This window comes from Longimicrobiales bacterium, from assembly GCA_028823235.1.
Lineage (GTDB): Bacteria > Gemmatimonadota > Gemmatimonadetes > Longimicrobiales > Gaopeijiaceae > UBA2589.
In genome coordinates this window covers 50,708-75,511 of the sequence record JAPKBW010000004.1, presented here as the reverse complement: position 1 = coordinate 75,511, position 24,804 = coordinate 50,708, and the positions used below count along the sequence as shown (strand labels likewise).

Annotated in this window: 16 protein-coding genes; 12 read left to right on the top strand and 4 right to left on the bottom strand. The window is 60.7% G+C overall.

Annotated elements, in window-relative coordinates; genetic code table 11:
- Positions 1-6 precede the first annotated feature (6 nt).
- Positions 7-2,031, bottom strand: coding sequence for an Ig-like domain-containing protein (locus OSA81_03180; protein MDE0897997.1), 2,025 nt, complete (start codon positions 2,029-2,031; stop codon positions 7-9).
- Between the two features lie 157 nt (positions 2,032-2,188).
- Between OSA81_03180 and OSA81_03175 the strand changes: the two genes are divergently transcribed.
- Positions 2,189-3,385 carry a YncE family protein gene (locus tag OSA81_03175; GenBank protein MDE0897996.1) on the top strand — a complete coding sequence of 399 codons (1,197 nt, stop codon included), beginning with the start codon at positions 2,189-2,191 and terminating at the stop codon, positions 3,383-3,385.
- A 2-nt stretch (positions 3,386-3,387) separates the two neighbouring features.
- Here OSA81_03175 and OSA81_03170 read toward each other — a convergent pair whose 3' ends face one another.
- Positions 3,388-5,418, bottom strand: a complete 2,031-nt coding sequence (locus tag OSA81_03170; protein MDE0897995.1) for an Ig-like domain-containing protein — start codon at positions 5,416-5,418, stop codon at positions 3,388-3,390.
- Between the two features lie 124 nt (positions 5,419-5,542).
- Here OSA81_03170 and OSA81_03165 point away from each other — a divergent pair, with 124 nt between their 5' ends.
- Positions 5,543-8,278, top strand: coding sequence for a M14 family metallopeptidase (locus OSA81_03165; protein ID MDE0897994.1), 2,736 nt, complete (start codon positions 5,543-5,545; stop codon positions 8,276-8,278).
- A gap of 114 nt (positions 8,279-8,392) precedes the next feature.
- On the opposite strand, the gene OSA81_03160 is transcribed toward OSA81_03165, so the two are convergent.
- Positions 8,393-9,145, bottom strand: a complete 753-nt coding sequence (locus tag OSA81_03160) for an SDR family oxidoreductase (protein MDE0897993.1) — start codon at positions 9,143-9,145, stop codon at positions 8,393-8,395.
- Positions 9,146-9,519: 374 nt separating this feature from the next.
- On the opposite strand from OSA81_03160, the gene OSA81_03155 reads away from it, so the two are divergent.
- The 3 genes from OSA81_03155 to OSA81_03145 are packed head-to-tail and all read left to right on the top strand — an operon-like array spanning position 9,520 to position 12,047.
- Complete coding sequence (locus OSA81_03155; protein ID MDE0897992.1) at positions 9,520-10,317, top strand: ABC transporter permease; 798 nt, start codon at positions 9,520-9,522, stop codon at positions 10,315-10,317.
- Between the two features lie 10 nt (positions 10,318-10,327).
- Positions 10,328-11,092 (top strand): ATP-binding cassette domain-containing protein, encoded by a 765-nt coding sequence (locus OSA81_03150; protein ID MDE0897991.1) that lies wholly within the window; start codon positions 10,328-10,330, stop codon positions 11,090-11,092.
- Between the two features lies 1 nt (position 11,093).
- Complete coding sequence (locus OSA81_03145; GenBank protein MDE0897990.1) at positions 11,094-12,047, top strand: MlaD family protein; 954 nt, start codon at positions 11,094-11,096, stop codon at positions 12,045-12,047.
- 131 nt (positions 12,048-12,178) lie between these two features.
- Here the strand turns inward: OSA81_03145 and OSA81_03140 are convergent, their stop codons facing one another.
- Positions 12,179-15,358 (bottom strand): hypothetical protein, encoded by a 3,180-nt coding sequence (locus OSA81_03140; GenBank protein MDE0897989.1) that lies wholly within the window; start codon positions 15,356-15,358, stop codon positions 12,179-12,181.
- Between the two features lie 241 nt (positions 15,359-15,599).
- Between OSA81_03140 and OSA81_03135 the strand changes: the two genes are divergently transcribed.
- The 7 genes from OSA81_03135 to OSA81_03105 all read left to right on the top strand — a co-directional run bounded on the left by OSA81_03135 (position 15,600) and on the right by OSA81_03105 (position 24,735).
- On the top strand, positions 15,600-16,823 hold the full coding sequence (locus OSA81_03135) for a sialidase family protein (protein ID MDE0897988.1): 1,224 nt from the start codon (positions 15,600-15,602) through the stop codon (positions 16,821-16,823).
- Positions 16,824-16,828: 5 nt separating this feature from the next.
- Positions 16,829-17,341, top strand: coding sequence for a TlpA disulfide reductase family protein (locus tag OSA81_03130; GenBank protein MDE0897987.1), 513 nt, complete (start codon positions 16,829-16,831; stop codon positions 17,339-17,341).
- Positions 17,338-18,432 (top strand): alanine racemase, encoded by a 1,095-nt coding sequence (locus tag OSA81_03125; protein MDE0897986.1) that lies wholly within the window; start codon positions 17,338-17,340, stop codon positions 18,430-18,432. Before OSA81_03130 ends, OSA81_03125 begins: the two co-directional genes overlap by 4 nt.
- On the top strand, positions 18,420-19,406 hold the full coding sequence (locus OSA81_03120) for a PfkB family carbohydrate kinase (GenBank protein MDE0897985.1): 987 nt from the start codon (positions 18,420-18,422) through the stop codon (positions 19,404-19,406). Before OSA81_03125 ends, OSA81_03120 begins: the two co-directional genes overlap by 13 nt.
- A gap of 26 nt (positions 19,407-19,432) precedes the next feature.
- The gene (locus tag OSA81_03115) at positions 19,433-19,825 is read left to right on the top strand and encodes a RidA family protein (GenBank protein MDE0897984.1); all 393 of its coding nucleotides are present in this window, start codon (positions 19,433-19,435) and stop codon (positions 19,823-19,825) included.
- Positions 19,826-20,111: 286 nt separating this feature from the next.
- On the top strand, positions 20,112-23,393 hold the full coding sequence (locus tag OSA81_03110; GenBank protein MDE0897983.1) for a SusC/RagA family TonB-linked outer membrane protein: 3,282 nt from the start codon (positions 20,112-20,114) through the stop codon (positions 23,391-23,393).
- Positions 23,394-23,406: 13 nt separating this feature from the next.
- Positions 23,407-24,735, top strand: coding sequence for a hypothetical protein (locus tag OSA81_03105; protein ID MDE0897982.1), 1,329 nt, complete (start codon positions 23,407-23,409; stop codon positions 24,733-24,735).
- The last annotated feature ends 69 nt before the right edge of the window (positions 24,736-24,804 follow it).

Below are 24,804 nucleotides of genomic sequence, written 5' to 3'. Positions count from 1 at the left end.
ACTGACTCAAGAGATCGGGCGCCCTTTCGGCATCACTTTGACTGACCAGAGGCCGGAGTTGAAATCACTGAAGAACAGGTTGCCCTTGTAGGGCTGGGGGCCCCAGGCCATCGGAGCGTTGGACACGTATCCGTTGGGGTCGTTCGCCTTGTAGACAGCGACCTCACGTCCCTGCGTCGCGAGATTGCCCATCAGCTCGCCGGAGACGTCCACCGTGCGTACGCCGCCCTCGTAGTAGGCGACGTAGAGCATGTCGTCTTCGACCCACAGGTTGTGCGTGCCGAACTCGGAGGCCTCATACCGAGCAACATCGACCGGGTTCTCCGGGTCGGTGAAGTCGATGATGTGGATGTAGCCCCGTGTAACTGACGGTGTCCCGCCCTGCTGCGGGATACCGCCCAGGCCGGCGCCGCCCCACGCTGCACCTTCGCGGTTCATGATCTCGTCACCGAGGAAGAGGTAGAACTTGCCCGTGTCTTCTTGATAGTAGGGAAAGGCGGCGTGGGTCGCGCCGACGGGATAAGGGACATTCGTGACGTAGACCGGGTTGTCGATGGATCCACCCCATTGGCCGTTCCCGACATCAACGACTACCACCCCGTTCTGCCACTCGGACGAGTAAGCCACGCCGTCGTGCACCCACACATCATGAATCCGGCTGTCAGGGTGGTTGTACTCGCTCACATAGGTCGGATTCGACAGGTCAGTCACATCAATGATGACGTACTTGTCACCACCGGCGAGCGCGAAGAGGTAGTCTTCGGTGGCGAACATGTTGTGCACCCCGCCTGTGACGCCGTTGGTGTCGAAGGTCGAGGCGATAATCGGGTGCGCCGGGTCCGCGAGGTCCAGAATGACTGCACCGTTCCGGCGGTTCGAGGCGCCCTCACGGGACAAGGCAGCATACCGGGCATCGGGTGAGACCTTCACGTCGTTGATCGTACGAGCATCGACCAGGATCGAGTCCGTTTTCGCGATGTTCGTCGGATCGGTCACGTCCCAGAAGTAGGCCCAGCCATTGGCGCCCCAGGTGCCGGTTACTGCGTAGTCTCGGCCATCGTTGCCCTCGTAGATCCAGAGGTCGGAGGTGTGGACATCCGAGACCGATCCCTGACCGTGAACCTGAATTTCCTGCACAGCCTCGCGAGGTGCCACGTCGACCGTGGTGCGAGCCACGAGGTCTCCAGCCGAAGCCATGATGGTGTAGAGGCCCGGCACCTCTCCGACAAATTTCCCGCTGCTGATGATCCCACCACCGCCGGGGGCGTTGATCGAGTCGTCCGGCTGGAAGGACACCGTCCAGAACACGGGCGCATCGGTGACCGGACCGCCCTGACCGGTCAGCACGGCGTCAAAGCTCAGGACGTCACCCTGTCGGGCCTGGTCCGACCCGCCGGCGATCTCGAGCGAGGTGGCCGGGAGTGCAGGAACGTCGAGAGAAACGGTTCCGCGGACGCCGTCAAAGGACGCTGTCAGGGTGACGGATCCAGCCGCATGTGCGGTGACGTTACCGCGCGAATTTACCGTGGCGACTGACGCATTCGATGTCGTCCACGAGAAACTGGGCTGCGTGTGCTCTTCACCACTGGAGAAAAATGCAGCGGCTCCGTATCGCACCTGAGTGCCCGAATAGAGGACCCCTTCCTGGAGGGGAGCGACCTCGACGGTCGCGACGGCTGGCCAAGTAACGTTGATCGGCAACGTCAAGGTTGCCGGCTGCTGGGTCGCATCAGCTGGAAGAACGACGGAGACGATCAGCATCGCAGTACCACCCTCGGTGGCAGTGACGATTCCATCCGTGTAGCTCACGCCACGCCCGCGAATGCGAAGCTCGGCGTTCACTCTGTTGCCCGATGCATCGAGGGCTCGGATGACCAGTGGTGTGCTCGTCCCGGCTTCGAATGAAACTTCAGCGGGCTCGGCGACCAGCTGAGTGACCAATAGGCCCGCATCGAGGGAGGCGTCCTGAGCGATGACGGGCGACGCGCACAGGGCCGTGGCCACGAGCGTCCAAGCAAGGTTCCTTCTCATCGTGCTTCTGCTCCCTTGATAAGGTCCATCGTGTTCGGCCTATTAATCCGCTGCGGGGAGCATCCCCGGAGTCCGGAAGCCGCCAAGCTGATACAATCGTGTTGAACCTGCGTGGCAGCAACCGAGGCGCTCAACCGATCAGGATCCATCGTCGATCATGAACAAACGCATTTGCCAGTCGGCCGCCGTTCTTCTCCTCTTCACTGCATGTGGCGGTGGCTCCGCGGGTACCACGTCGGCGCCGACTCCTGCTTCGGCCGCGCCTGCTGCTGCGTATTACGCGTACGTCGGTGCGGAGTCGGCCGATCTCATCCACCGGATCAAGTTTGACGCCTCCGGCGTGTCGATCGACCAAACGACTCCGGTCGGTGAGATTTCTGTCGAGACCGAGGGGCCGCACGGTCTGAACGTGTCGCCGGACGGGAAGTACCTCTACATGACCACCGCGCACGGGGTGCCGGACGGCAAGATGTGGAAGTTCGCGGCTGGTCCCGACACGCTTGTCGCTGCACCGATTCTGCTCGGAAATTTCCCTGCAACCCTCGATCTGACTCCCGACGGACTCTATGCCTTCGTCGCGAATTTCAACCTGCACGGTGAGCACGTGGCGTCCACGGTATCCGTGGTCTACACCCCTGACATGGTCGAAGTCGACCAGATCGCGACATGCACGATGCCGCACGGACTCCGCATGTCGCCGGACGGGCTGTACGCGTATTCGAACTGCATGATGGACGACCAGATGGTCGAGATCGACACGCGTACCTTCGAGGTCTCTCGGCGGTTTATGGTTGCGACAGGCCGGGAGGTTGCTCTCACCGGCTATGCCGCCCCGGAGGTCTTGACTGGCCCGAACGGGATGATTCGGGGCTCAGAAAGCATGGCGCCCATGGGCGCCATGTCCGAACCCTCGTGTTCGCCGACCTGGGTCGAGCCGGCTCCGGACAATCAGACGCTCTACGTCGCGTGCAACAAGTCCGACGAGATCCTCGTGATCGACCGCGCGGACTGGTCGTTGGTCCGGAAGTTCCCGACCGGCCGCGCGCCATACAATCTGGGGATCACGCCGGACGGAACCGTGCTGGTTGCCTCCCTGAAGAGCGCCGGTCAAGTACAGTTCTTCGATGCGGCCACTGGCGAGAGCAGGGCAGTCGTACCGAGCACAACGACTGTCACGCACGGGGTCGCGGTTACCTCAGACTCTCGCTACGCCTTCGTAAGTGTCGAAGGGAAGGGCGCTGAGCCTGGGAAGGTTGACGTCTACGATCTCCAGAGCTTCGAGATGGTCGGATCCGTCGGAGTGGGGCAGCAGGCCGGGGGCATCATCTTCTGGCGGATGGACCCGGTCCAGTAGCGTCAAGAAATTGGCCGCCCCTTCGGTGCGAGCTTCGCGGACCATAGTCCTGAGTTCATGTCGCTGAAGAAGACGTGTCCCTTGTACGGCTGCCCGCCCCAGACGCTCACCTGATTCGCTAGGAATCCCGCTGGGTCCTGCGGCTTGTAGATCGCGATCTCTCGGCCCTGACGTCCCAGGTCGCCCATGAGCTCTCCGGAAACGTCGACTACTCGTAACCCGCCCTTGTAGTAGGCCTGGTACAGCACGTCGTCTTCGACCCAGACGTTATGAGCACCGGCTTGGGGAACTTCGTAGCGTGCTACATCACGTGGATTCTCGGGGTCGGTGAAGTCGATGATGTGCAGGTATCCACTCATGCGCCCTTGGACACCGCCCGTGCCCGTCTCCGGGTCGTACGGCTGATTGTCGGCGCCTTCACCAGCCCACGCCTGATTGCGACCGCCGCTGATCTCGTCACCCAGAAAGAGATAGAAATGTCCGGTCGACTCCTGGAGGTAGGGGAACGCAGCGTGTGTCGCACCAACGGGGTAGGGCACTGCGGTCACGAAGACCGGATTCTCGATAGATCCGCCCCACTCTCCGTTGCCGACGTCCACGACGACTACACCGGTCTGCCACTCGGAGGAATAAGCGATTCCATTGTGGACCCACACATCGTGGATGCGACTGTCCGGATGGTTGTACTCACTTACGAACGTTGGCGCGTACGGGTCACGCACATCGATGATCACATACTTGTCGCCGCCCGCGAGCGCGAAGAGATAGTCATTGGTCGCGAACATGTTGTGGACGCCACCGGTGACACCGTCCGAATCGAATGTCGACGCGATCACCGGATGCCGAGGGTCTGCCAGATCCAGGATGACCACACCATTTCGGCGATTGGATGCACCCTCTCGCGAAAGCGCCGCGTACCGGCCGTCGGGGGACACCTTCACGTCGTTCACAGTGCGTGCGTCGACCTGAATGGAATCGGTCTTCGTGATGTTCGTCGGATCGGTCACGTCCCAGAAGAACGCCCAGCCCGATGCGGACCAAGTACCGGTTACTGCGTAGTCACGACCGTCGAGCCCTTCATAGACCCACAGGTCGGAGGTGTGGGATGAGCTGACCGAACCGCGACCCTGCAGCTCGATCTCTCGCACGGCTTCCCGCCCATGAATCTCCACCGTAGCGCGTGCCACCAGAGGTCCGGCCAGGGCCAGCACAGTGTACCGGCCTGGGATCTCGGCCACGAAAGCGCCGTTTTCCACCGTCGCGGCCGCGGCCGGTGCCCGGATCGAGTCATCTGGCACGAAAGCGTAGGCCCAGGTCACGGGGAGATCTCTTACCGTGCCCGCCTCTCCGATCCCGGCCGCCTCGAAATGAAGCACGTCACCGGTCAACGCCGTTTCTGCACCGCCCTCAATCGTCAGTGCTGTCGCAGGGAACGCGGCAACGTCATACGAAACCTCGGACTGCGCGCCCTCGATCGTCGCCGTAATGGTCACCCCTCCCGCGGCATGTGCCGTTACTGATCCAAACCGATCCACACTGGCGATGCTCGGATCAGAACTCAGCCAGACGGCCTCGATGTCGGGCCGTCTCGAGTCATCTCCGTGAAAGGCGCGGGTGGAGTGGGTGATCGTGGTTCCTGCGTAGAGCGATGTAGAGGAAGAGGTGACTTCCACCCGAGCGATCGCGGGCCAACGTACCGACACCGGGATACGCAGTGTGGGCGGGGTACCCGCGAAGTCGGCCGGAAGCGCCGCCGTCGCAACGATCTCGAAATCTCCGGCTTCAAGGCCCTGGACCACACCATCCCGGACTCGAAGTGACCCACGCGGGGCAGCGTATCGGACAGGTATCTCCAGAGTGGCACCAGACGCATCGAGCACTGTCACCGTCAGGGGCGCGGATGCGCCAACCGTGACTTCAACAGCCGTTGGCTCCGCAACCATCGTATACAATGACTGTTGAGCTTCGACTGATCCGGCTAGGAGAGCTGTCGCGGCACTCAACAGAGGCAGGGCACGTACGTGTCTATACATTACGGAACCTTGATCTCGGGAACGTTTTGCAACGGCGCAATGTCGGCGCGAGCCTGCGTACCGAGCAAGGCGTGGGTGCAGAAATGCGCTCCCCACAGCTATCTGATTTGGAGTATCGAAGGCCATGCTGAAAATCTCTGTTCGTTTCGCGTTGCCTCTCGTGGTCGCGTTCGTCGCCGCCATGCAGGCATTCGCCCAGGAGCGTGTAACCACGCCCACCGAGCATTTTGGGCACGAGGTTGGCGCCGACTACGTGTTGTTCAACTACGAGGCCCTCCACGAGTACTTCATCACGTTGGCGAACCAGTCAGACCGAATGGTGCTAGACACTCTCGGTCTGACCGAGGAGGGTCGTCCTCATATCCAGGCGATCATCACGTCGCCTGAGAACCAGGCTAATATCGCCCGCTACCGTGAGATCAGCGCGAAGCTGGCAAAGGCGGACGGTGTCAGCCGCGAAGAGGCCCTCTCGCTGGCCGCAGAAGGGAAGGCCGTCATTTGGATCGACGGGGGGCTGCACGCGACCGAAGTGTTGGGAGCGGCACAGCTCACTGAGATGGTCTATCGGCTGAATGAGTATACAGACGTCGAAACCATGCGAATTCTCGACGATGTGATCATCCTCGCGACGCATGCGAACCCAGACGGAATGACGCTGGTCTCCGACTGGTACATGCGGATGGACGATCCGATGACGCGCTCTTCCAGCGGGATTCCAGTCCTGTACAACAAGTACGCGGGCCACGATAACAACCGTGATTTCTACATGGCGGCCCTGGCGGAGAGCCAGAACATGAACCGCTCCATGTACCGCGAGTGGTATCCGCAGATCGTCTACAATCATCACCAGACGGGACCGCAGGGCACTGTCATGTTCGCGCCGCCGTTCCGTGACCCGCCGAACCACTATCTCGATCCGCTCATCATCACGTCACTGGACCGGGTGGGTTCGAACATGCATCAACGTATGGTGCTGGAGGGAAAGGGCGGAACGACGATGCGATCTGGAGCGAGCTACTCTACCTGGTGGAACGGTGGCCTCCGCACGACGCCATATTTCAAGAACATGATAGGTCTGTTGACCGAAACAATCGGAAACCCGACGCCGGTCGAGATCCCCTTCCTCCCGCGGCAGCAGATGCCGCGGGCTGACCTCCCGCTCCCGATTGAGCCCGGCATTTGGCACTTCCGGCAGTCGATTGAATACTCACAGACCGCCAACTGGGCTGTGCTTGATTACGCGTCACGAAACAGCGATCACCTTCTGTTCAACATCTGGCAGATGGGACAGAACTCCATTGAGCGCGGAAATACGGACTCGTGGACAACGCTGCCATTCGAGATCGATGCGGCGGCCGAGGCCATGGACCGTGGGAACCATGACGATTGGGAGCGGATCCTCCGCGATCCGACAGACCGCAATCCCCGTGGCTTTGTTATCCCCGCGGACCAGCGCGATTTTCTAACCGCAACAAAATTTGTGAATACGCTGCTGTACAACGGTGTAGATGTACATCGGGCCACTTCAGACTTCATGGTTGCGGGTACCGGATATCCTGCGGGTTCATACGTGGTGAAGGCGAATCAGGCATTCCGTCCCCACGTCCTCGACATGTTCGAGCAGCAGCAGCATCCGAACGACTTTGCGTTCCCTGGTGCTCCTCCTACCGCTCCGTATGACAACACCGGGTGGACCTTGGCTTGGCAGATGGGTGTCGAGTTCGATCGTGTCATGGAAGGTTTTGACGGACCCTTTGAGCTGGTGCCCGACGTCGTTGACGCCCCTCCAGGTGGTGTCGTGGCCGGGCCCACGAACGCTATAGGATACGTAACTGATCACATCAATGACGCCTTCGTCGCAGTCAATCGCGCATTAGCTGCTGGTGGGTCGGTTCAATGGTTTGTCGATCCGATCGACGTGAGCGGGACAGCGTTCGCAGCGGGTGCCTTCTACCTCGAAGCGGATCGCGACTTGATCGAGGCGTTGGCCGCCGAAAAGGGACTTGACTTCATCGGCGTTAGGGTGGTCCCACTCGGCGCATCCATGGAGCTGGAGCCGGTCAAGATCGGCCTCTGGGATCAGTACGGTGGTTCGATGCCGTCCGGATGGACGAGAATGATTCTCGAGGATTTTGAATTCGACTTCGACGTGCTGTTCCCGCCGGACTTCGACACAGGCGACCTGGATCAGTACGACGTTCTTCTGTTCGAGGATGGAGCGATCCCGCTCCCGGCAGCGATGGCCGGTGACGGTGGTGGTCGTGGGGGATACGGAGGCCGTGGTGGCCCGGATCCGGCGACCGTCCCTGAGGAGTACCGACGCCGCATGGGAAGCGTGACGGAGGATGGCACGGTTCCGCAGATTCTCGACTTCGTTCGAGAGGGTGGCGCTGCGATCGCGATCGGTTCATCTGCGAATCTGGCGTACCATGCTGGACTTCCCGTCCAGAACCATCTCGTGGAGAACGGCCAGCCGTTGACTCGTGAGCAGTACTTCACACCCGGCTCAGTTCTAGACATGAAGATCGAGCACGAGAGCCCGCTCACTCATGGCTTTGCCGACCGGACGAACGTGCTCTTCAGTCATTCCCCCACGTTCTCGCTTACCGCAGGTGCGGAAGCGCAGGGTGTCCGCCGCATAGGCTGGTTCGACACACCGAATCCACTCAAGAGCGGCTGGGCATGGGGCGAGCGTTACCTAGAGGACGGGGTAGGTGCAATCGAGGCTGACTACGGCCAGGGCAAGATCTTCCTGTTCGGGCCGAAGATCACGTTCAGAGCCCAGCCGCACGGCACGTTCGGTTTCCTGTTCAATGGCATCTACTACGGTGCGACGGACGAACGACCGATCTCCCAGTAGCCCGTGAAGGCGAATGAGCCCTCCACGGTGACGGGCTGATAAGACGGGGTGTCCGGCTCACGCTGGACACCCCGTTGCTCGTTCAGCAAGAATCGTCGCTGACGGCGGCAGCGGTCAGCTGGGTTGATCTGTTGGCCTGACCAGTATCTCGCTGACCGATACATGGTCCGGTGAGGTTACCGCGAACTCGATCGTTCGGGCCACATCCTCCGGCTTCAGTGTGCGCCGGTCCTTCCATGCCTCGTCCCAGGCCTCGCTGGTTGCGGCGTCGTCCGACAGCAGGTCGGTGGCCACGTACCCGGGCTGGATATCGGTGATGCGGATGCCGTGAGCGTTTCCGAGCTCGAGATGCAGACCCCACGAGAGGGCACGAACGGCGAACTTGGTCGCTGCATACACTGACGCCCCCGGGAACGGGCGTCGTCCGGCAACGGAGCCGACGTTGACGATGTGTCCTGACCCCTGGTCGGTCATGATCGGGAGAACGGCGGACAGGAAATAGAGGACGCCCTTCACGTTCACATCTAGCATGGCGGCCCAGTCCTCGACGCGATTCTCCGTAATCGGGGAGATGCGCATGATCCCGGCGTTGTTGACCAAAATGTCCAGGCTGCCAAAGGCTTCGTGCGTCCGCTCGACTACGTTCTGTACGTCCTCGAGCGAAGCCACATCCCCGGCGATCGGCAGAGCGCGACCGCCTGCTGACTCGATTTCCTGGCAGAGGGCTTCGAGTCGATCTGGCCTGCGCGCGGTAACCGCGACGGCGGCCCCGGCACGAGCGAGTGTGCGGGCGGTCTCGAGGCCGATCCCGGCCGATGCTCCGGTCACGAGTGCCGTGCGACCTGCGAGTGGAGATGTGTTGCTCATGGATTCACTGCGAAGGAAGAGGGAGGAGGACCCGGTGACTGTATCGCCATGGGGCAGCGTGTTCAACGGCATGCGAAGACCCAGTGGGATGCTTGGGGGTAGGGTTCCTAGTTGTATATCGTTCACCCGCCCATGTGCCGGTTCCTTGGGTGCTCGACTGATCGCGGGCGCATCTCTCGCACGAGGACGTTGTGCGCCAAGACCGCACGGCACTCCACCCTCGGTATCTCGACCCGATGCGTGCGTGCTCATGCCCTCGAAGGTTGAATTTCAAGATGTTTGGGCCGAAATTTCATTTTTCGTACATGCGGATGCTGCCCTAGATTGATGGGCCAGATCCCACCTCACCTCATAATCGGTGTAGCCTCCGGGTCGTGGCACTTCCTCTGACATCCGTCGTGGCGGGCTGGTTCGCCAAGCTCGGACGCGCCTATCGCATCACCCTCGATCACGCGGGTGCGCTGGGCATGCTTACCTGGGCCTCCATTGTGGCGATTGTGCGTCTCAAGGTGAGCGGCAGAGAGGTGCTCACACAGATGCACGTTATGGGTGTTCAGAGCCTCCCGATCGTGTTCGTTACGGCGTCTCTCGCGGGCATTGTAACTAGCCAGCAGGGGGGCTATCAGCTGGTGTCGTCTTCGCCGCGTTACGTGCTTGGGACACTGGTCGTTCAAAGCATCGTTCTTGAGCTTGGTCCGCTGCTCACGGCGATCGTGCTTGTCGGTCGCATTGGCGCCAGAATCACGGCCGAGCTGGGGACTATGGTGGTTTCCGAGCAGATCGACGCCTTTAAGTCTCTGGGGCGAGATCCGATCGCGGTCCTTGCTGCCCCCCGAATCATCGCGGGCATTATCACCATGCCCCTCCTTGTTGCCTTCGCGGATGTGATCGGTGTCTGGGCCGGAATGCTAATGGCCGGCGTATCAGCAGACCTCGGTCAGGAGACATTCCTCTACGGTGCCCGGCTGTTCTGGCATAGCTGGGACCTGTTCTATGGGCTATCCAAGGCTGTCGTGTTCGGATTCGTTATCCCGCTGATATCGGTGCACATGGGCCTCCGGACGAAGGGTGGCGCCGAGGGCGTTGGGCTGCAGACGACGCAGGCGGTCATGTTCATGATCCTCACGATCCTGATTGTCGACGCGATGTTCCCGCCGCTCTTGCTGCAGTAGGACACGCGCCATGATCAGATACAAAGATATCCACAAGGCCTTCGACATCCCGGTATTACAAGGCGTCGACCTGACGGTTGAGACCGGCGAAATGTTTGCGCTCTTTGGGCCGTCTGGCGTCGGAAAGAGTGTTCTGCTCAAGACGACTTTGTCGCTCATCGTGCCCGACTACGGGGATGTGGAGATCGCTGGCGTCTCGGTTTACGACGGTCCTCCTGGAAGTCTCGAGGCGATCCGAAAGAAAATTGGGTACGTCTTTCAGAATGCAGCGCTCTTCGATTCCCTCACCGTTTTCGGAAACGTGGAGATGGGCCTTCCCGAAGAGGAACTCATCAAAATGTCGCGAGCAGAAGTCGCGCGACGGGTATGGGATGCGCTGGAAATCGTGAACCTCGAGCCCCGGGAAATTCTACGAAAACTCCCGGCAGAGTTGTCGGGCGGAATGAAGAAACGTGTTGGGATCGCAAGGGCGATCGTGGGTCGTCCCGAGATCCTGCTTTGGGACGAACCCACGACCGGACTCGATCCCATCAACACTGCGGCGGTCGAACGCCTGATCAAACGCCTTTCGAGGGAGCTGGAGGTGACCTCGCTCTTGGTCACGCACGAAGTGGAAATGGGTCTGACCATTTGCGATCGGGTTGCGATGCTGCATAGCGGCACGCTTCGGTTCTGCGGAACGCCCCAAGAGTTCAGAGACAGCCCGGATCGTGTGGTTCGGGCATTCGTTGATCGGGCTGCAGCGTTTGCCGCCCTCGACATGGCTGTGACATGATATGAGAGATGCGGAGAGCCGACGCCGAGGCGCGTCAGATCAGGACATCGTTGCGGCAGTGCCGCGAGGGGCGGGAGGCAAGGAAGCGCAGGTAGGCATGTTTGTCCTGCTGGGGCTGATATCATCCATCGTCGTTCTTTTCTACATGACCGATCCGGCAACCTTTCGTGGGCGATATATGCTCGTGACTGAGGTGAGCCATGCCGGCGGTGTCCGGTCGGGCGACCCCATTCAAATGCAGGGCGTGAACATCGGTCGCGTGCACGACTTCGAGATGGTCGCGGACGATCGGGTCGTGATCACCATGGAGATTGACGGCAGGTGGCAGATTCCGGTGGGCTCAGAAACGGTCATGGGTGAATCTGGACTCTTCGGTGGTCGAGCACTCGAGCTCGTGCGGGGCTCTGGCCCTGGAGTTTATGCTGACTTCGACACGCTCCAAGGTGAAGGGGCCGTAGGTGGTGGGATGATGGCAACTGTCGATAAGCTCAGTCTACGTGCTGAGTCGGTCCTCGGATCATTCGACGATATGCTTAATCAGGAAACCGTCGAGTCGGTGCAGGGGACTGCACGTGAACTCGAACAACTACTCAGCGATCTGTCCTCGGTTACCAGGGACCAGCGCGGTGCGCTCGCGGATCTCACGGCCAGCCTGACCAACGCGGCCCAGGGCCTCGAAGCGGCGTCTGTGGCTGGGCCCGACATCGCGTCTGCTGTCGCAAGGGCCGATTCCGCGATGGCCATGCTCAACAGCACGAGTGAGAGCCTTGATGAAGCAGTTGCATCACTCAACACAGTTCTTGGGCGAATGGAGCGGGGGGAAGGCACTCTTGGGCGTCTCTCGACCGACGAGACGCTTTACGTGAGCCTGAACAGCGCGGCCCTTACGCTGAGTGCGCTGCTCGAAGATCTGCAGGCGAACCCGTCGAAGTACATCAATATTTCGATCTTCTAGGCCTAGACACTCCGGGCTTCGGCCTCTCTATATCTCTCGCAGGCGGTCCATGGGAGTGACACGGGGCGGCCCGCGGAACGGCCTCTTCAGGTCTCCGCGAGCCGCCCCGGATTCATTCGTGCCCGGTGGTGCTACCAGCCAGGCGCCATGTTGAAGCCCCAGTGCCATCCGCGCTCGGGTCGCTGCCAGGGATACGCGTAGTACGCTTCCAGAATCATGAATCCCATAATGTTCATGCGGGCTGAGAACCCTGTAGAGACGACCGGTACGCGTTCCGACGACGACCGGCTCCACTCCAGCACCGGCTCAGAGATCGAGCACACGGACTGACGTGTATTCGGATCTCGGAAGCAGGACTGGTTGTCCCAAGCCAAGCCGCCATCGACGAATGCAACCAGTTCGGTCGGCAGGAACGGGAAGTTGATGATTCCATACTGCTCGGCACCGATGAAGGGAATCCTCATCTCGAAGGATCCAAGGGCCAGCCGGTTGCCATACAGGCGGTTGAGCGACGGACAGGTGTTCGCTGTGGTTGCCCCATTCCTACATTCGGATGCCTCGAAGCTTTCCCAGGAGTACCCCCTTACGAAAGTCTCATAGCCGAGGAAGAGCGGATTCAGGATGCCGAAGCCATCTGAAGACTGCTCATCGGGCGCGAGGCCGTAGCGACCGTAGTGCATTGCCCGAACGCCCAATGTTAAGTTCTGATGAGGTGCGTAGTAGCGTCGGTAATCGAGGATGACCGTCGTAAAGTCGACCGTGCCCTGGGTCTGTTCAACCTCCACGCGGTAGCGTCCGCCACGGATCGGCGACACGAAGCCAAAATAGGAATTGTCACCAACGAGCGCTGCGGAAACCTGGAACAGACTGAGTGGAGTCGGAGCATCAAGGCTTTCCCTGTCATATCCGACGGTCGACCCAAACTGGTTGTAATAGTATTTCTCCAACTCGAAGTCGTAGCTGTATCTCTGGAGGCCGAGCCCGAATTCGACCCGTTCCGTAGTCGAGAAGGGGAAGTGCATCTGTCCCGTCGTTGACGTGATGTAGATGCGTTGTCGCACCAGGCCCTGATATGTGCCGAGGTCGTCTGCCGAGTAATAGATTTGGCCAAATTGGTAGGGAACGCGCCCACCACTCACGACCCAGTTCCATCGATCTGACTGGTCTGCGTAGAAGAGCTGCCCACCGAGGTCCTTGAACGTGCCCTGCGCCTGGAGGGATACCCCGAGGACCTTGTCCCCGAGCATGTCGGAGAAGTACGCAGACGTCGCGCCACCGATGTAGTTCCCGTAGCTATCCGTACCAGCGCCGATTGTGGGCTGGCCGACATAGTCGATTCCCAAGCTCGGGCTGTACTCCTCGGCGTCTTCGGGCCGATACGTGCCGGAGGGCATGAGGCCGGTCTCGGCGTCTGTCAGATACGTCGCGATGCGGCTGAATCGGTCCGGGTTCGCGGGTGAGAGCCGCCGGCCGGGCTGCATGGCGGCGTTGTCCACCACGGTAACTCGAGACGCAGGTTCGTCCACCGAGTTCGTATAGATGTGGAACTCGAGCTGATCGAAGATCGTGAAGGCGACAGTCCCGTTCGGGGCAACCGACATCGCAGGCGAGAGGTACGTATGCCCGCTGATGCCCGTCGCGACATTCGTGTGACGGTCAACAGAGCCGGTCTGCATGCTCAGCCCGTAGATGTCACTGACCCCGTCCTGGTCGGAGATGAAGTAGATCGTCTGCCCATCGCCCGAATACTGTGGGTTGATGTGCTTGACATTCCCAAACACGGGAAGGACTTCGATCTCCCCGGTCGCGACTTCCAGAGTCGTCAGCTGGAACTTGCTGTAGACCAGTCTCTCGAAGTCGGTTTCGGGTCCGCGATCAGACGCGAAAGCCAGGGTGGAACCGTCTGGTGACCAGGTTGGCTGAAGGTCCGCGTACTTGTCGTCCGTCAGCTGCGTGATGTCGTCGGTCTCGAGGTCGTACAGGTACAGGTCTGAGATGCCACCGACGGATCCAGAGAAGGCAATGGTTCGACCATCCGGTGACCACGTGGGGTTCGTTGCGGCACCAATCCCTTCGAAGCTGATCCGCTGCTGCACGACACCGTTGTCGGCGCTCACGATGAAGAGTTGATTGTCCCCTCCCGCCACGACCACATAGGCGAAGAGTGCTCCGTCTGGCGACCAAGTCCCTGACGAGTCGATGTACCGAAGTGCGTCGATATGCGGGTCGGAGTTCGCACTCGAAAGCTTGCGGATGATGCGCCCGGTCGCGGTTTCAGCCATGTAGAGGTCGACCGAAAAGAGATCCTTTTCGGAAAGAAACGCGACGTACTTTCCATCCGGGCTGAGCGACGGCGAGATGTTGACCTTCCCGGATCCCGTGCATGGACAGAGGATTGGCTTCCCGGCCATTTGGGGCTCGTCGCGTCCCTCCATGAAGGGGAGGTACTCCTCCTCGACGGCCTCTCGCCAGCGGACTGACAGTGAGTCGGTCGGCATCGCCAGGACCCCCTGAATGGCCCCTTCGAATCCAACGCGCAGCGCGCGGCGGTAGATCTGCATCACCGCGTCGTCGCCATAGGTGCCGCCGATGTAGGCCCAGAGGGCCTGTCCGAAGCGGTAGGGGAAGAAACGGCGGTCGTTGGTCAGCTGATCGATCGTCGGAAGTTCGTCCCGACGAATCGCGTCTCGAATCCACATCGCCGTCAATGGATCGTCCCGTCCTACCGACAGATATTCTGCCATGCCCTCGACGAGCCAGAGGGGCAGGGTCGACATACCCTGGAGACCTCCGCCTCGCCTCGACTGGGCAATGTTGTATTGGAAAGCGTGGACCAGTTCGTGGCCGAGAACGTGGTCGGTGTCCCAGTAGGAACCCGTCATCGGCATGATGACACGGTTCTTCATGGACTCTGTCACGCCACCGGTACCCTCACCGATGAATCCGGAAAGCGTATTGGTTTGCTGAAAATCGGGATGATCAGCGTAGAGGATGACCGGTTTCGAGGCTTCGAACTCGTGCTGGAAGGCCCTGGCCAGTCGCTCGTACCAGCGCTCGCCCATGCGGACGGCGTCCATGACGGCTTCTTCTTCTTCCGGATAGAAGTACCAGTCGAAGTGATCCGTCGACAGAAGTTGAAAATCAAAGTCGTCGAACTGAACCTTGTTTCGCCCAAAATATTGAGCTGTAGCCTCGGAGGGCATCCAGGAGGCACCAAGGCCCACCATGGCTAGGACCATCAGTGCTCGGCGGATATTTGCCGTCGGCAGGGACATCTTCATCGCGACCTCATCTATATAGTTCTTTGCCACCCGGTCTACTCCTCTTGACGATCATTCGCCAGGGACTTGCACACTTTGCCCCCGGAGCCGCCTTCTTTGTCTCAAGCTCTAAAGCTACGGTTTGTTAGCCTGCTACGCCGCGTGTCAATGGAAACCCCACCCTGATACCCATGGGTTCCACTCGACGTTGCCCGGTCGCGCCGTTCTATTGCCGGACGCGCCTTCAGAAAGCCTGACCGGTGCCACTCTTCTCGCCAGATATGCATACGCCATGAGTAGACACTCGCTTTCTTTCATCGCCGCTGCGGCACTCGTATTGGGTTGTAGTCAGGATTCGGCTGAGGACTTCACTGTCACCGCCACGCCGGAGGTCTCTCCCGCTGGCACTTCGAGCGGGGAGCCTTTCCTCTCGTCGACCGATGGCGTTGTCTACATGAGCTGGCTCGAAAAGACCGAGCCTGGACATGATCTGAGGTTCTCTCGCTTCGACGGGGCCAGCTGGGACGAACCGATGACTGTCGCCAGCAGCGATCGATTCTTCGTTAACTGGGCTGACTTCCCTTCGATCCGCCCCGGGCCGGATGGGACCCTGTGGGCCCATTGGCTCCAGCGCGGTGCTGCGGGTGGATACGACTACGGTGTGCGCATCGCGCATTCCACGGACCAGGGACGTACCTGGTCCGAACCGTGGACCCCGCACGATGACACCTCCGCTACCGAACACGGTTTCGTGTCTGCCACCGCAGACGGTGATCACATCGGTTTTGTCTGGCTCGACGGTCGCAAGTACGCTGACCTTCCGGACGGGACACCTGGCAGCAAGGAAATGACGGTCAGATACCGTACGGTATCTTCCGATGGAACGCCCGGGCCGGAAATGCTCATCGACGGCCGAGTGTGCGATTGCTGCCAGACTGCAACCGGCATGACCTCAGTAGGGCCGGTCGTCGCCTATCGCAATCGCACCGAGGCTGAGATCCGCGACATCTACGTGGCGCGCATGGTCGACGGAACGTGGCTGGAGGGTGCTCCAGTTCATGATGACGGGTGGGAGATCGCGGGCTGCCCGGTGAACGGGCCGGCGCTAACCGCGTCGGGTGAAGAGGTCGCCGTAGCCTGGTTCACGGGGGCCGGTGACGTCCCGAGAACCAACCTAGCATTTTCAAAAGACGGCGGCGCCAGCTTCGGCGCACCGATCGTGATCGACGATGGCAGCCCGGTGGGTCGAGTGGATCTTCTACAGGCAGGAGACGGTTCTGTGATCGTCGTCTGGCTTGAGGGCACGGGAGGAGAAGGGGCCGAAGTGCGGCTCCGGCGAGTGACGCCCGACGGCGATGTCACCGAGAGCGTGGCCGTGACTACGACGTCCGCAGAGCGGCCGAGTGGATTCCCGCGATTGGCCCAGACCGGAGACGGCGCCCTGCTGCTCGCTTGGACGGATGTGTCAGGTGGAGAGCCGCAGGTGCGTGTGACGAAACTTCAGTTGGGGAGATGATAAGGATGCAAATGCGGAAGATCGTGATCGGTGCGGTCGTGGCCGTGATGGTGGCGGGCTGTGTCCCGCCGGACAACGCTGGCCCTCCGCAGATTGGACAGCCCGCTCGAGAATATGCGGCGACCACGCTGGCGGGAGAGGAGGTCACGCTCGAATCCCTGCGTGGTGAGGCGGTGCTCCTCAACTTGTGGGCGACGTGGTGCACCCCTTGTCGTATGGAGACGCCCTACCTCCAGGACATCTACGAGGAGCACAAGGCCGAGGGCTTCGAAATTGTCGGAATCTCTATGGATACCGGCGACGCGGCAGGCGACGTCGCGATGTTCGTTGAGGAGTACGGAGTCACGTACACGATTCTGCACGATCCGCAGATGATGGGAATGGAGCTCTATCAGGTACTGGGACTCCCGGCCACGTTCCTGATCGACCGGGAGGGCGTCCTGCGCTGGATGCGCTATGGGCCGATTCCGGAGGGCGATCCAGACTTCCTCGAGGCACTCGGGGACGTGCTGTCTTGATCGATGTTTCTACAGTCGAGACGCCGGCAGGCGTCGTCGACCTCGATCGAGCGAGAGCGAACGCAGAGCAGGTAACGGCCTATGCAACGCAGCATGGGCTTTCGTGGCGCCCACACGTCAAGACGCACAAGTCGCTGACGGTCGCGCAGATTCAGCTCGACGCAGGCGCGCAGGGTCTGACGGTTGCAACACTCCGTGAGGCGGAAGTGATGTCGTCGCTCACAAACGACATCCTGCTCGCCTACCCCCAGGTGGGGCCAGCCAAGCTGGAGCGGATGACGAGGCTCCCGGAATCCGTAGACCTCAAGGTTGCGGTTGACTCGCCTGAGGTGTTGCAGCCGCTTGCTGCTGCAGCCGCTGCTGCGGGACGTACAGTCGGCATCCTTGTTGAGCAGGACGTCGGCATGGGTCGGGTCGGGCTCCGGGCAGCGGACCAGGTTGCCATCCTCGCACGACTCGCGGCCGAAACGGCGGGAGTCGACTTCCGGGGCGTGATGTTCTACCCCGGCCATATCCGCATGCAGGAGGCCGATCAGGACGCCGGCCTGATCGACATATCGGGCAGGATCTCCAGAACACTCGAGGCGCTCGAGTCAGAGGGCTTGTCTCCGCAAATCGTGTCTGGAGGCTCGACACCCACAGTATGGCGCAGTCACGAGATGAAGGGTCTCACTGAGATCCGCTCGGGGTCCTGCATCTACTATGATCGCGAGGGACTGGATCTCGGCGTAGCCGGCATCGAGGACATCGCTTATACCGTGCTGGCAACGGTGGTCTCCACCGCCGTGCCCGGGCATGCCGTTGTCGACGCGGGCTCCAAGGCGTTGGCCAAGGAGTCACGGGGCGGTGGAGGTGGGTACGGAATCCTCCTCGACCGACCTGATGTCACTGTTGTGGGTGTATCCGAAGAGCACGGGGTGTTGGACCTCGGCGGGTCCGACTGGGTCCCGACTATCGGAGAGAGGGTGAGCATCGTTCCCAATCACGTGTGCGTGTCGGTGAACCTGCAGGACCAGCTGATCGCTCGGACCTCGGAAGGCTTCCACCTGATGCAACTCGAGGGTCGGGGGCGAGGGGCGTGGCCGAACTGACGGGAGAGCGCGCGGCGCAGCTTCTCGATGCCGCTTCCCAGATTCGGGCTCTCGTCGTGGGCGACCTCATGGTCGACCGGTATGTCAGCGGCTCTGTGGAGAGAGTGTCGCCAGAAGCACCCGTGCCAGTGGTCAAAGTAGAGTCTGAGCGATCGGCGATCGGTGGAGCGGGGAACGTCGCCGCGAACGTGGCTGCGCTCGGAGCGTCGTGCACCGCGGTCGGATGTCTCGGTGACGACGCTGCGGGGATCACGCTTCGGGCCGGCCTCGAAAAGCTCGGCGTAGGTACCGAAGGGCTCGTTATTACTCCCACGCGCCCAACGACCGTGAAGACCCGTGTCATGGCGCAGCACCAGCAGATTGTCCGTTTCGACTACGAAGATGACTCGGACGTCGACGATACCGTCGAAGCTGAACTCCGGGCGAAGATCGTTTCGCTGGCCGCGTCGGCTGACGTGTTGATCATGGAAGACTACAACAAAGGTGTCCTTGTCCCGGGTGTCATCGAGGCGGCCTTGGCGGCGTCCTCGCGGCACGGCTTGCCGTCGATCGTTGACCCGAAGCGCAGAAACTTCTTCGGCTTTGGGGGCGTTACCGTTTTCAAGCCCAATGCCAAGGAACTAGAGGACGCCTTGGGGGACTTCATCTGCCCCGACGACGCGGACTGGATGGAAGCGACTCGCGTTCGTCTCGGTTGCGAGGTTCTGCTTCTGACACTGGGAGAAAGAGGTGTTGTCGTGCAGGGCGGGGGTGGTGGGCATTTCCGCGTCCCAGCCGTGGCCCGTTCCGTCTACGATGTCTCCGGTGCCGGGGATACCGTGACCGCCGTAGTGGCTTCGGTGCTTGCGGCGGGTGGCAGCGCTGTAGAGGCTGCGATCCTTGCCAATCATGCGGCCGCGATCGGGATCGGTCGGTCGGGTGTGACACCAGTGACCCGAGCCGACATCCTCGACCACGTTACTCAATCTATCTGAATACAACTTCACCCTAGAGAGATGACATGAGCGATCTCACATACGTCCACACCGATAATGCCCCTGCCGCGATTGGCCCGTATTCACAGGCAATAGTGGTAGAGGGCTTCGTGTTTTGCTCCGGGCAGATTCCCCTGGACCCGAACACCGGCGAGCTCTTGACCGGCAGTGTCACGGAGCAGACCGAGCTCGTTCTCAGGAACCTTCGCGCGGTCCTCGAAGCGGCGGGCTCTTCGCTCGACCAAGTCGTGAAGACCACGGTATTTCTCTCGGACATGAACACGTTCGGGGAGATGAATGACGTCTATGCCCGACACTTCGGCGACCATCGTCCAGCGCGGGCCGCAGTCCAGGCGGGCGCACTTCCGAAATTCTGCGACGTCGAGATTGAGTGCATCGCACGGATTCGAGTCGGCTGAGGTCCCGAACAGATAACGAAAGAGGCTTCGAAAACGTTGCTCTGAAATGCATTGCGCCTGTTCAGGCCCCCGGGTACCTTGCTACGACAATCTCGGAAATACGTTGGATGTGGATGACGTAGATTTTTAGAAAAGCCGGGTTTTATTCCCCACCGAGGTGGCTCAGTACGAGCCTTCTTTGAGGGATTGTGGTGCGTTAATGCACCCTCCAGGAGCGCGGTTGGCTCCGAGTGGTTCATAGTAGGGTGGTTCTCAATCAGTCAAACTCCAGCTAGGGAGGACGGACATGACGTCACCAACGTCAGTACGTCTTAAGTCCGGGTTATTGCGCGGAGGCCTCGTTTTGGCCCTCGCGGGTATGCTCGGATGGGCACCCGCACCGGTTACGGCCCAGGAAACGGGTACGTTAGTCGGTACGGTCAGGGATGCTGCTTCGCAGCGTCCCTTGGAGGCGGTCCAGGTGTACATCGGCGGTACCGGTATCGGTGCCCTGACAAATGCCGCAGGTCGCTTCCTTCTCCTCAATGTTCCGGCAGGCGAGCTCGAGCTCATTTCCGAGATCGTTGGGTATCGCTCCGGTTCGCAGACCGTCACGGTCGGCGCCGGTCAGTCCGTTGTAGCTGACTTCGGCATGCAGCAGACGGCTATCAGCCTGAACGAGATCGTCGTGACGGGTGCAGGTGTTGCGACAGAGAAGAGGCGGCTCGGTAACACCGTCGCCTCGATCGATGCCGCTTCTCTCGAAAATGCACCGATCGCTAACTTCAGTCAGATGATCGCAGGTCGTGAGCCCGGTGTTGTCGCACTGCCTTCCTCCGGTTCGACCGGTGAGGGTGCTGCGATCCGCATTCGTGGTTCTTCGAGCCTTTCACAGCTCAACGAGCCGATCATCTACGTCGACGGAATCCGGGTCGACCGTTCCGTGGTCTCCCTGGCTGGTACGGGTAACCCCAGCCGCCTCGATGACATCCCGCCCGAGTCGATCGAGCGCGTCGAGATCCTCAAGGGTGCTGCAGCGGCAACGTTGTACGGTACCGAGGCATCCAACGGCGTGATCCAGATCTTCACGAAGCGGGGTCGCTCTGGTGCGCCTCGGTTCACAGCGCAGGCGGACTGGACTGATCTCCGTACGCCGACCAACCGGATCGAATCGACGTACGACTACATCGGTCGCGACTGCGCGTCCGCTGGCTGCGCGAGTGCTGCAGACGTGACGAAGATGAACGAGTACCGGGCGCGGATGCAGAATCGCTTTGGCGTTAGCCCGGGTGATTTTGAGGATTTCGAAGGAGCGCCAGTTACTGACTGGCTCGGCGCCGGCTTCGGGCAGGTCTACTCGGCCTCCGTCTCCGGTGGTTCGGATCTGTTCCAGTACTTCGTCTCGGGTCGTATCACGGACGAAGATGGCGTTGTCGATGCGGCTAGCGCATTCCCAGAAGTCGAGGGACTCAACTTCGCACAGGATAAGAACCGTCGCGTCGGCTTCACTTCGAACATGACGGTTGTTCCCAGTTCGAAACTCCGTATCAGCGTGAGCACGCTTTACTCTGATATGGAACAGCACACGCCGGAGAATGGAAACAGCGTGGTCGGATTCTTCAGCTCGATGCTGATGAGCCAGCCACGGCGTGCTACGACGATGGACGGCGGCAACTACTACGGCGCCCCGGCATTCGGGACGACCCGTGAGTTTTCGTATCGTTTGAACGAAGCGTCTTCCAATCACTTCGCTGGAAGCACGACGATCGGCTACACGCCGACCGAGAGTTTCCGTCTCGACGGGACGTTCGGCGCTGATTTCACCTCCGACGATCGTCGGTTCTTCGAGCCGTACGGCTATGACGTTGATGACTTCACCAACTACTCCAAGCAGGGAAGTCGCCGGGTCAACGAAGACCGGAGCCGTGAAATCACGGCGGACCTGAAGGGTTCACACAACACCTTCATTACCGATAACATCGAGAACACGCTGCTTTTCGGTACTCAGGGTTTCATGCGCCAGCGGCAGTCCGCCGGTGGTAGCGGAAACACCTTCCCCGGTCCTGGTCTTGAGACGCTCTCCGCGCTCGCGAACCAGAGCGCTTCCGAGTCTTGGACGCGTGTTACACAGCTGGGTGGATACGTACAGGATCAGGTCGGGATCAACGACTGGGTCTTCCTGACCCTCGGTGTTCGCTGGGACGCCAACTCGGCGTTCGGTGAAGACTTTGCGACGGCTCGCTATCCCAAGGCGTCGATTTCCGTGATTCCAAGCCAGGGGCTCGGTTGGGAGAACGACACGTTCTCGACCTTCCGGGTCCGGGCAGCGATCGGTAAGTCCGGTCTCCAGCCGGATGCGTTCGCGAAGTTCACGACGTACCAGCCGCGACCGTCCTCCAACGGTCCGGGCGTTGGGCCGGCTAACCTCGGTAACAACGCACTGAGACCAGAGGTTTCGACGGAGTGGGAGGTCGGCGCAGAGCTCGGCCTGTTCCAGGACCGTTGGTCGCTCGACGCGACGTACTGGGACCGTACCGTGACGGATGCGATGGTTTCGCGTCAGTTCTCGGTCACGGGTGGATTCACGCAGGAGCAGCTCGTCAACATCGGTGAGCTCGTCGGGTCCGGCGTGGAACTCAGCCTTCAGGGTGCCCTCATCCAGCGGGAAGGCCTAACCGTAAACGTTTTCGCTAATACGGCTTACCTCAAGGAGAACATCACCAGTTTGGGTGGCGCTCCGCCGCTCAAGACGGGTGGCTCCTACCCGCGCTACCGGAACTACCTCCTTGAGGGGTATGCTCCGGGTTCGTTCTTCGGCGCAAAGATTGCCGATATCGACATTCCGTTGAACCTCGACGGAAGTTGCACGCCGCTGGACCGGGCGACTGCAGAGACTTACTTCGCCAACCCGGTGAAGCCGAGCACGTACAAGCCTCTCGCGGTCGGCAACTCCGATTTCGACACGCCGAACGGCGGGTATTCTTCGAACAACTGCGGTAGCGGTCTCCTCGAGACGCTGCTGGGCAAGCCGACCCCGGATTTCGCTGGTTCCGCCGGCTTCAACATGTCGTTCGCTAGCAACTTCGAGCTGCGGGCACAATTCGACTACAAGTGGGGCGGTCAGAACCAGGACCTGTCCGGCATGTTCCGGAAAGCCAACGCGGTTATCGGTCGTAACACGCCGCGTGCGGCGGAGCTGGGCGCCATCATGCAAAGCCCAACCTCGTCGGCTGGTCAGCGTCTAGACGCTGCCATCGCGTGGGCACGTGAGATTGAGGGACTGTCTCCGATGTCTGGCCTCAACGGCATCTTCGACACCAATATGATCCGGTTCCGGGAGCTCTCGCTCTCGTACCGGATTCCTTCCGACATCGTAGATGGTTGGGGTCTGTCGACCGCAACGATCAACATCGGTGCGCGGAACCTGGCGATGTGGTTGCCGGGCAGTGATTACACTGGGATGGACCCTGAGACCAACGTCAACGGCCGCTGCAATGGCGGACTGAACTGCAACTTCCTGCAGTCAACCGAAGGTTGGGCTCTCCCCATTCCACGTTCCTTTACGCTTTCCACGCGTTTCACCTTCTAAGGGAGATTTGACAATGACTAACAGAATCAAAGCTCCTATCCTTGCTGTTGCCGCGGTGTTCGCATTCTCGGGCTGTGATCTGCTCGACGTGGACAACCCCAACAGCCTGGTTGAGGCCTCGATCCAGTTGGAGGCAGCCTCGAATGGTGTCGCCAATGGTTCGCTTCGGCTTGTTGCCGATGCGGTTGCGGACGTTTGGGAAGGTCCGGCCATGGTGGCCGATGAGCTTTACTGGACGGGTTCTCGTGATGCCTGGGGGTCCCTTGATAGGGGCAACATCGGCGATCCACTGAACGAGTTCATGGACAGCGCCTTCCCGAAGCTGGGACAGGCTACGTGGATGGCGAGAAATGCCGTCACAATCATCAGTGAACATGTGGCGAACAATGCGGGTGACGCGGGTTTCGGCCTCGATCTGGCGAACGCTCACCTGTACAACGGCATCATCCTGATGGTCACGGGTGAGGTCCAGGACGACATGACGTTCTCCGATAAGCAGACTGATGGTCCGCCGGTTGGGCCAGCAGCGATGGGGGGCGTGATCGATAGCGCGATCTCCGAACTCGGATTGGCTATCACCCAGTTCACGGCGCTTGGAAAGACAGACCTGGCGACGGTTGCAACGGGTCTTCGTGCTCGTGCGCACATGTCACGTGCGATCTGGGGTGTCATCAATCCCAGTGCGACAGCTGGGGGCGCCATGGCGTTCCCGGCAGCGCTAGCGGATGCTAACGCTGTATTGACTGCGGCGGCCGGTGCGGATTGGAAGTACACCCTGGATTACGCTTCGGGTAAGAATTCCTGCGCAATGTGTTCGAACGTCAACCAGCGCGGCGAGAACCAGCTCGACCAGTCTCTCGTCGAAAACACTGGCCCCGGAGCATCGGGCCGGACAGGTGTGGTCATTCTTAAGGATGTGGTGACAGGTGCTGATGACGCCGCGCTCGTCACAGCGGTCGCTCAGTGGGGTGGCAATCAGTACGGCAACCTCACGCTCGCATCGGCACGCTTGATGCGGCTCATCATTGCCGAGGACGCACTCGCTGGTGGTGATGCAGCAGCCTTCGCGACGCAGATCAACGCGATCCGCGCGTACGACAGCTACGCATCGCCCTTCGTTTCGGGTGGTGCGGTCACCGATGTCGCCATGCTTCAGCACACGCGGCGTGTGAACACACTCTGGCAGGGGCTCCGGCTCCAGGACATGTACCGGTGGGGTTTGACGGATCCGCTGTGGGCTGCGGGTTCGACTACGTTGACCCAACCGGGACACATGCTTCCGATCACGATCGTCGAGATCCGCGCTAACTGCAATCTGGGTACATCGACTTGCAGCGGTTGATCGATAAGAAGTAGCGAAGGAAACAGCATAAGCAGTACGCTGTAATAAGAAGGCGGGCGCATCCGTACT